Source organism: Acidovorax sp. GW821-FHT09B03 (genome assembly GCF_059418305.1).
In genome coordinates this window covers 1-1,174 of the sequence record NZ_JBWKPP010000045.1, presented here as the reverse complement: position 1 = coordinate 1,174, position 1,174 = coordinate 1, and the positions used below count along the sequence as shown (strand labels likewise).

Annotated in this window: 1 protein-coding gene; it reads right to left on the bottom strand. The window is 62.7% G+C overall.

Annotation, left to right across the window (positions count from 1 at the left end; genetic code table 11):
* A partial coding sequence (gene tuf / locus AC07PA_RS32630) for an elongation factor Tu (protein ID WP_007860289.1) occupies positions 1–1,174 on the bottom strand: 1,174 nt, incomplete at both ends.

The window sequence follows — 1,174 nt, the reverse complement described above, 5'->3', positions numbered from 1 at the left end:
AGGCGATGATCTTGGCCACGACGCCGGCGCCGACGGTACGACCGCCTTCACGGATGGCGAAGCGCAGGCCTTCTTCCATGGCGATGGGGTTGATCAGCTTGACGGTGATCGACACGTTGTCGCCTGGCATGACCATTTCCTTGTCCGCTGGCAGCTCGATCGCGCCGGTGACGTCGGTCGTGCGGAAGTAGAACTGAGGACGGTAGTTGTTGAAGAACGGGGTGTGGCGGCCGCCTTCGTCCTTGCTCAGCACATACACTTCAGCCGTGAAGTGGGTGTGTGGCTTGATCGAGCCGGGCTTGCACAGCACTTGGCCGCGTTCCACGTCTTCACGCTTGGTGCCGCGCAGCAGCAGGCCAACGTTGTCGCCAGCCTGGCCCTGGTCCAGCAGCTTGCGGAACATTTCCACGCCGGTGCAGGTGGTCTTGACGGTGTCCTTGATACCGACGATTTCGATTTCTTCGCCGACCTTGACCACGCCGCGTTCGATACGGCCCGTCACCACGGTGCCGCGACCGGAGATCGAGAACACGTCTTCCACGGGCATCAGGAAGGCACCGTCCACAGCGCGCTCTGGCGTGGGGATGTAGGTGTCCAGGGCTTCAGCCAGCTTCATGATGGCTTCTTCGCCCAGGGGACCCTTGTCACCTTCCAGGGCCAGCTTGGCGGAACCGCGCACGATGGGGGTGTCGTCGCCTGGGAAGTTGTACTTGTCCAGGAGTTCGCGCACTTCCATCTCGACGAGTTCGAGCAGCTCTTCGTCGTCCACCATGTCGCACTTGTTCAGGAACACGATGATGTAAGGCACGCCCACCTGGCGGGCCAGCAGGATGTGCTCACGGGTCTGGGGCATGGGGCCGTCAGCGGCCGAGCACACCAGAATGGCGCCGTCCATCTGGGCAGCGCCGGTGATCATGTTCTTCACATAGTCGGCGTGGCCGGGGCAGTCCACGTGGGCGTAGTGGCGGTTGGCCGTTTCGTATTCCACGTGTGCGGTGTTGATCGTGATGCCGCGGGCCTTTTCTTCAGGTGCTGCGTCGATCTGGTCGTATGCCTTGGCTTCGCCGCCGAACTTGGCAGACAGCACCGTGGCGATGGCCGCCGTCAGGGTCGTCTTGCCGTGGTCCACGTGGCCAATCGTACCCACGTTGACGTGGGGCTTGGTCCGTTCGAA